At 66.6% G+C, this 6,029-nt stretch carries 9 protein-coding genes and 1 pseudogene; 6 read left to right on the top strand and 4 right to left on the bottom strand.

Features of this window, described 5'->3' with window-relative positions; translation table 11 throughout:
* The 3 genes from AX681_RS03265 to AX681_RS03255 form a co-directional block, all read left to right on the top strand.
* The coding region (locus AX681_RS03265) for a methyltransferase domain-containing protein (protein ID WP_066681789.1) at positions 1 to 785 on the top strand (785 nt) is incomplete at its 5' end.
* A gap of 178 nt (positions 786 to 963) precedes the next feature.
* On the top strand, positions 964 to 1,143 hold the full coding sequence (locus AX681_RS03260) for a DUF465 domain-containing protein (RefSeq protein ID WP_066665305.1): 180 nt from the start codon (positions 964 to 966) through the stop codon (positions 1,141 to 1,143).
* A 108-nt stretch (positions 1,144 to 1,251) separates the two neighbouring features.
* A complete protein-coding gene (locus tag AX681_RS03255; protein ID WP_066665301.1) occupies positions 1,252 to 2,235 on the top strand; it encodes a TerC family protein in 984 nt (327 codons plus the stop codon).
* On the opposite strand, the gene AX681_RS03250 is transcribed toward AX681_RS03255, so the two are convergent.
* Complete coding sequence (locus AX681_RS03250) at positions 2,232 to 2,660, bottom strand: (deoxy)nucleoside triphosphate pyrophosphohydrolase (protein ID WP_066665304.1); 429 nt, start codon at positions 2,658 to 2,660, stop codon at positions 2,232 to 2,234. The two genes, AX681_RS03255 and AX681_RS03250, sit on opposite strands and share 4 nt — an antisense overlap.
* Positions 2,661 to 2,714: 54 nt before the next feature.
* On the opposite strand from AX681_RS03250, the gene AX681_RS03245 reads away from it, so the two are divergent.
* The 3 genes from AX681_RS03245 to AX681_RS03235 all read left to right on the top strand — a co-directional run bounded on the left by AX681_RS03245 (position 2,715) and on the right by AX681_RS03235 (position 3,444).
* Positions 2,715 to 2,897 carry a Flp family type IVb pilin gene (locus AX681_RS03245; RefSeq protein ID WP_066665300.1) on the top strand — a complete coding sequence of 61 codons (183 nt, stop codon included), beginning with the start codon at positions 2,715 to 2,717 and terminating at the stop codon, positions 2,895 to 2,897.
* 129 nt (positions 2,898 to 3,026) lie between these two features.
* Entirely contained in the window at positions 3,027 to 3,194 is a 168-nt protein-coding gene (locus AX681_RS03240) for a Flp family type IVb pilin (RefSeq protein ID WP_066665303.1), read from the top strand.
* A 79-nt stretch (positions 3,195 to 3,273) separates the two neighbouring features.
* The gene (locus AX681_RS03235; protein ID WP_066665299.1) at positions 3,274 to 3,444 is read left to right on the top strand and encodes a Flp family type IVb pilin; all 171 of its coding nucleotides are present in this window, start codon (positions 3,274 to 3,276) and stop codon (positions 3,442 to 3,444) included.
* Positions 3,445 to 3,514: 70 nt separating this feature from the next.
* Here AX681_RS03235 and AX681_RS03230 read toward each other — a convergent pair whose 3' ends face one another.
* From AX681_RS03230 to AX681_RS22295, 3 genes and pseudogenes are all read right to left on the bottom strand, one after another.
* Positions 3,515 to 4,462, bottom strand: coding sequence for an acetyl-CoA carboxylase carboxyltransferase subunit alpha (locus AX681_RS03230; RefSeq protein ID WP_066665298.1), 948 nt, complete (start codon positions 4,460 to 4,462; stop codon positions 3,515 to 3,517).
* Between the two features lie 9 nt (positions 4,463 to 4,471).
* A complete protein-coding gene (locus tag AX681_RS03225) occupies positions 4,472 to 5,401 on the bottom strand; it encodes a tyrosine-type recombinase/integrase (RefSeq protein WP_082749493.1) in 930 nt (309 codons plus the stop codon).
* Positions 5,398 to 6,029: pseudogene (locus AX681_RS22295) on the bottom strand (hypothetical protein); the annotation flags it as partial. The pseudogene AX681_RS22295 and the gene AX681_RS03225, both read right to left, overlap by 4 nt.

The raw sequence follows: 6,029 nt of genomic DNA, 5'->3' as shown, positions 1-6,029 counted from the left end.
GCGCAGCGCCGGGCTTTGCCGGGTTCGACTTCATCCGGGCCTGGATGCTCGACGGGATTGCCGAGCGGCTCGACGCGGTGCGGCGCGAGTTTCGCGACGTGCTGGACCTGGGCAGCTTCGATGGGACCTTCGTCCCACCGCCGGGTGCGCGCGTCACGCGCCTCGACGCCGGGACGCGCTTCGCAGCGCTGTCGGGGGGAGTGCAGGCCGATGAGGACCGACCGCATTCGCCCGAGGGCGCTTATGACCTCGTCGTCTCGGCGGGCGTGCTCGACAGCGTCAACGATCTGCCCGGCGCGCTGGCGCTGATCCGCCGCTCGCTGCGGCCCGACGGGCTGTTCATGGGCGCGTTTCTGGGCGGGTCGACGCTCTCCACCCTGCGCAGCGTGATGCTGGAGGCGGAGGGCGATCGGCCGGCGGCGCGGGTGCATCCTCAGGTCGATGTGCGCGCGGCAGGCGATCTGCTGGTCCGCGCGGGGTTCGCGCTGCCGGTGGCGGATGTCGAGACGCTGGAGGTGCGTTACGCCAGCCTGTTCGACCTGGTCCGCGACCTGCGCGGCATGGGCGCGACCAGCCTGCTGCGCGACCCCGCCCCGCTGACCCGCAGCGCAGTGGCACGCGCCGCGCAAGCCTTCGCCACGCGCGCCGATGGCGAGGGGCGGACCAGCGAGCGGTTCGACGCGATCTTCGTCACCGGCTGGGCCCCCGACCCCAGCCAGCCCAAGCCCGCGCGGCGCGGTTCGGCGAGCGCATCGCTGGCCGATGCACTGCGGCCCAAGCCCTGACATCTTGACAAAATGGTGCGCTGCAGCCATAAACAGCGCGCGGACCGGGCCCCTCTGGCGATCGTATGATCGCGATGTCGGACCGCATCGGATGACCCGATGCAGGCTGGGCTTTTCGTGACCGTATCCACCCGCTGACGGCCGTCCGATCGATTTCACATCGACAGGAGGCATTATGATGAGTGGCATGTTGTACCGTCTGAGCGTCGTCCACCGCAAACTGGACGAGGAAATTCGTCGCGAGGCGCGGCGACGCAATCCGGACGGGTTTCGGCTGTTGCGGCTCAAGAAGCTGAAGCTGGCGGTCAAGGACCGTCTGGCCGGCCACTGGAAGCGCACGCTCGCGACCGGTAGCTGATTTCGACCACCACCGGCGGTCCGGGCCCCTCTGATGCGCGCGACGCGCATGATGTCGGACCGCCATGATGGCGCAGAACGCGCCTTAGCCAACAGGGGCTGATTCACCATGGAATTTCTGACGTTACTCTGGCTGGGCAAGCCGGTGTGGATGTGGCTCGCCTTCATGGGGCTGGTTGCCGCATTGCTCGCGCTCGACCTCGGCGTCCTGCATCGCAAGTCGCGCGAGATCGGCGTGCAGGAGAGCCTGATGCTCTCCGCTTTCTATATCGTGCTCGGCCTGGCGTTCAGCGGCTTTGTCTGGTGGCAGCTCGGCGAGACCGCGGCGATCAACTACGTCACCGGTTTCGTCGTCGAGAAGAGCCTAGCGATGGACAATGTCTTCGTCATCGCGATGATCTTCACCTATTTCGCGATCCCGCGTCAGTATCAGCACCGGGTGCTGTTCTGGGGCATCCTGGGCGTCATCGTCCTGCGCGCGATCATGATCGCATTGGGCGCGACGATCGTGTCCGAATTCGGCTGGGTGCTTTACCTCTTTGCCGCCTTCCTGATCTTCACCGGCATCAAGATGTGGCGAATGGTCGACACGCCCTATGACGTGGCGAACTCGCCGCTGCTCGGCTGGCTGAAGCGGCATATGCGCGTGACCGACGGACTGCGCGGGACGGCGTTCTTCGTGCAGGAGCCGGATGCCAAGACGGGGACGGTGGCGCGGCATGCGACGCCGTTATTCCTGGCGCTGGTGATGATCGAGTTTGCCGACCTGGTGTTCGCTGTCGATTCGGTGCCGGCAATCTTTGCCATCACCACCGACCCGTTCATCGTCTACACGTCGAACATCTTCGCGATCCTGGGCCTGCGCGCGTTGTATTTCGCGCTGTCGGCGCTGGTCGACCGGTTCCACTATCTGAAGTACGCGCTCGCGGTGCTGCTGGTGTTCATTGGGTCGAAGATCTTCGTCGCCGATGCGCTGGGACTGGCGAAGATCCCGCCGGTCGTGTCGCTGGGTATTACCGCCGCGATCCTGACCACGGGCATCGTCTACTCGCTGTGGCGTACCCGCAGCGAGCCGACGCCGAGCACGACCTAAAGCAGCGCCTCGAGCATGCCGATCAGCGGGATGTCCGCTGGCGGCATGGCGAGGGTGCGCAAGGCGGGCGGGTGAACCCATTGCAGCGCGGTCGCGTGCCGCGCCACGGGTTCCCCGCCCCAATTGCGCAAGGTGTAGAGCAGCAGCAGCAAATGGCGCTCGCTTAGCGGTGCGCTGGCGAAGGTTGCGGGGACCAGCGCGGCGGGGTCGACGGTGATGCCCAACTCCTCTTGCAGCTCGCGGCACAAAGCGGCTTCGGGCAGCTCGTGCGGCTCGACCTTGCCCCCGGGAAATTCCCACAGATCGGCCATCGGCTTGCCCGGCGGACGTTGCTGCACCAGCACGCGCCCGTCGGCATCGACCAGCGCCGCCGCCACTACCGTAAGGATACGCCCTGATGGAATCCCAGCATCCGAATTCAGCATTTCGTTAATCTTGTTTCCGTAGTTTTCCGGTAGCGCCAACATGAAGGGCCGAGGATGCCTGAACGCAAGCCATTGCTGACCCGACTGTCACGCTGCAATCGCGGTGCGACGGCGGTCGAATATGGCTTTATTCTCGCGCTCATCGTCCTTGTCCTGATCGGCGCGCTGACCGAACTGGCCGGCGGCACCACGGGCATGTGGAACAATGTCAGCAACAAGGTCCAGAACCCCGGCTGATTTTTCGCCGATGCAGCCGTGCGTCTAAGGCCTTTATTAACTTCCGTCCCCTAGTTTCGGGCTTGCTGAGACCGGTTTTCACCGGGCGCAGCCGGGAAAACTGAAGCTTCGAACAGGATGGAGACCGGTATGAACACGATCCGCAAGATTTTCGGCAACAAGAAGGGCGCCACCGCAATCGAGTACGGCCTGATCGCCGCTCTGATCGCCGTCGCTGCAATCGCCGCGATGCAGGGCCTGGGCAACCAGCTCAAGACCACCTTCACCAACGTTTCGTCGAACATGAAGGCGTCGTAAGACCCCTTCGTTTCGAAACGACTGAACAGGGGGCGGTGAGCCAGCGGTTCACCGCCCCTTTTTCGAAGCAGGGGGATTTATGGTTAAGCGCTTTTTGGCGACGTTGCGCGATACACGCGCTGCGACCGCAATCGAATATGGCCTGATCGCCGCACTGATCGCCGTGGCTGCGATCGCCGCAATGCAGGGCCTGGGCAACCAGCTCAAAAAGACGTTCACGAACGTCTCTTCGAACATGAAGGCGTCGTGACCTGAACGACCCGTAAAGATGGGGCGGCGACCCTTGGCCCCCGCCCCATTTTTGCTTGTTCGAGGGACGGTTACGCCCGACCCATAGCCAGAAACTTGGCCCGGCGCGCCTTGCGCAGCGCGGTCGCGCTCTGGCCCGACAGATCCTTGAGCGCCGCTTCGATGGCGTCGCCGAGTGCGTCGATCGCCTTGGCATGGTCGCGATGCGCGCCGCCCAGCGGCTCGGCGACGATCGTGTCGATCACGCCCAGTTCCTTGAGATGCTGCGCGGTCACCTTCATCGCTTCGGCGGCGTCGGCGGCCTTGTCGGCGGTGCGCCACAGGATCGAGGCGCACCCCTCGGGCGAGATCACCGAATAAACCGCGTGTTCCATCATCAGCACGCGGTTGCCGGCGGCAAGCGCGACCGCGCCACCCGAACCGCCCTCACCCAGGATCGACGCGACCATCGGCACACCGAGGTTGAGGCACGCTTCGGTCGAGCGGGCGATCGCTTCGGCCTGCCCGCGCTCTTCGGCCTCCATGCCGGGGAAGGCGCCGGAGGTGTCGACCAACGTCACGACGGGGATGCCGAACTTGTCGGCCAGCTCGACGAGGCGGATCGCCTTGCGATAGCCCTCGGGCTTGCCCATGCCGAAATTGTGGCGCAGGCGGCTGGTGGTGTCGTCGCCCTTTTCATGGCCGATGACCATGACGCGCTGGCCCCGGAAGCGGCCCAGGCCACCCTGAATCGCCTGATCGTCCGCGAACGCGCGGTCGCCGCCTAGCGGCATGAAATCGGTGATCAGCCGCGCGACATAATGTTTGAAGTGCGGACGCTCCGGGTGGCGCGCGACCTGCGTCTTCTGCCACGGGGTCAGCTTGGCATAGGCGTCCTTCAAGAAGCGGTCGGACTTGGCCTGCAGCTTGGCGACCTCTGCCTCGATATCCACCTCGCCGCCCGCAGCGGTGTCGCGCAATTCGTCGATCCGGGCCTGAAGCTCCGCGATCGGCTTTTCGAATTCAAGAAAACTGGCCATCGCGCGCACCTATGCGCGGTCGCGCTTCGCGTCAATTCGGGGCGTGTCGGCGAGCGGGTGGCGTTCGTTGACGAGGGTGACCAGGCGGGCGCTGTCGACATGGGTATAGATTTCGGTGGTTGCGATATCGGCATGGCCCAGCATCGCCTGCAACGCGCGCAGATCCGCCCCGCCCTCCAGCAAATGCGTGGCAAAGGCGTGGCGCAGGACGTGCGGGCTGATCCGGTCGGGCGGGATGCCCGCTAGGCCCGCAATGTCGCGCACCATCTGATACAGGCGGATGCGGCTCAAATGCCCCTTGCCCGAGGGGAACAGCCACGGCCGCGCCGGATCGACATGCTCACGCCACGCCGCCACCGCCGCGCGTGCGCGATCGGACAGCGGGACCAGCCGCTCCTTGCCGCCCTTGCCGCGTAGGATCAGATAGGGCTTGTCCGGCTGGACCGCCCCGCGCGGAAGCGAGACGAGTTCGCTGGCGCGCAGGCCCGAGCCGTAGAGGAGTTCGATCAGCGCGAGCAGGCGCAGGTCGCGCGGATCGAGCGGCACGCGATCGATCCGCGCCTGAATCGCCGCGAAGATCGCGTCGACATCGGCGTTCGACAGCGTCTTGGGCAGGCTGCGTCCGGTGCCGGGCCGGGGCAGCGCGCTGCCGGGATCGTCGCTGCGCAACTTCTCGTCGAGCAGAAAGCCGTAGAAGCGGCGCAGCGCGGCGGATTTGCGTGCGACGGTGGCGCGGGCGAGGTCGCGCCACTCCTCTGCCAGCCGCTCGATCGCCGCGCGGTCGGCCAGCGCGAGGCCGCCGTCCAGCGCCGCCGACGCTAGCCGCAGATCGGTGCCATAAGCCGCGATGGTGTTGGCCGAAGCCCCCGCCTCCGCCGCCAGCATCTCCAGAAAGCGCTCGATCAGCGCCGGGTCGTCGCCCGGGCGGATCGTGGTCAAAGCCGCGTAATCGCCTCGACGGCGATCATCCGCGCATAGCCGTCGAGCCCGACTTGCGAGAGCGCGCGGGTGATGTGGTAGATCGCCTCGGGCGAGACACCTTCCCACACCCGGCTCTGCATGCCGACCGCGGCGAGCAGGACCACCGTCCCCGGCTGATTGGCATCGGCGGCGCGCGCAATCGCGCGGGTCCAGGCATTGGCCGCGCCGAACTCGACCCCCGATGCGCGCATCAAGCGCTCGCCATCATTGGTCGGAATGCGGCCCATCCCCGCCATCGCGGCGATGAGCATCGCGCCATTGGTCGAGTCGGCGCTGTTGCGATAGGCCTCGACATCGCCGACCGCGACCGCGCGGCCGGGCTCGGCGAGCAGCAACATGCCCCAGCCATCGCTGCCACGCGGGGCGATCTGTTTCCAACGCAGCGCGGCGCGGTCGAGCCCGGCGCTGAGCATCGATGCAATCAACCGGTCGGCGTCGGCGCTATGCTCCGCCGATGGCGTCAGGCGCGCGGCGGCGCGGGCGGTGAGAATGAGCCGGCTATATTTGGCGCGGGGCCCCTGCGCCTCGTCCCAGAGCTGCCGCATCCGCTCGACCCGCTCGGCAGCGGTCGCGGCGGTGAAGGCGG

This window comes from Sphingomonas sp. CCH9-E2, assembly GCF_001557215.1.
In the GTDB taxonomy this organism is placed as follows: Bacteria; Pseudomonadota; Alphaproteobacteria; order Sphingomonadales; family Sphingomonadaceae; genus Sphingomonas.
Note: the sequence above shows the minus strand (reverse complement) of the source record. Positions and strands in the feature narration are given on the sequence as shown.

Coding starts and splice junctions, on each gene's coding strand:
- AX681_RS03260 (WP_066665305.1), top strand. CDS start 964: ATGAGTGGCATGTTGTACCGTCTGAGCGTCGTCCACCGCAAACTGGAC.
- AX681_RS03255 (WP_066665301.1), top strand. CDS start 1,252: ATGGAATTTCTGACGTTACTCTGGCTGGGCAAGCCGGTGTGGATGTGG.
- AX681_RS03250 (WP_066665304.1), bottom strand. CDS start 2,660: ATGCTGAATTCGGATGCTGGGATTCCATCAGGGCGTATCCTTACGGTA.
- AX681_RS03245 (WP_066665300.1), top strand. CDS start 2,715: ATGCCTGAACGCAAGCCATTGCTGACCCGACTGTCACGCTGCAATCGC.
- AX681_RS03240 (WP_066665303.1), top strand. CDS start 3,027: ATGAACACGATCCGCAAGATTTTCGGCAACAAGAAGGGCGCCACCGCA.
- AX681_RS03235 (WP_066665299.1), top strand. CDS start 3,274: ATGGTTAAGCGCTTTTTGGCGACGTTGCGCGATACACGCGCTGCGACC.
- AX681_RS03230 (WP_066665298.1), bottom strand. CDS start 4,462: ATGGCCAGTTTTCTTGAATTCGAAAAGCCGATCGCGGAGCTTCAGGCC.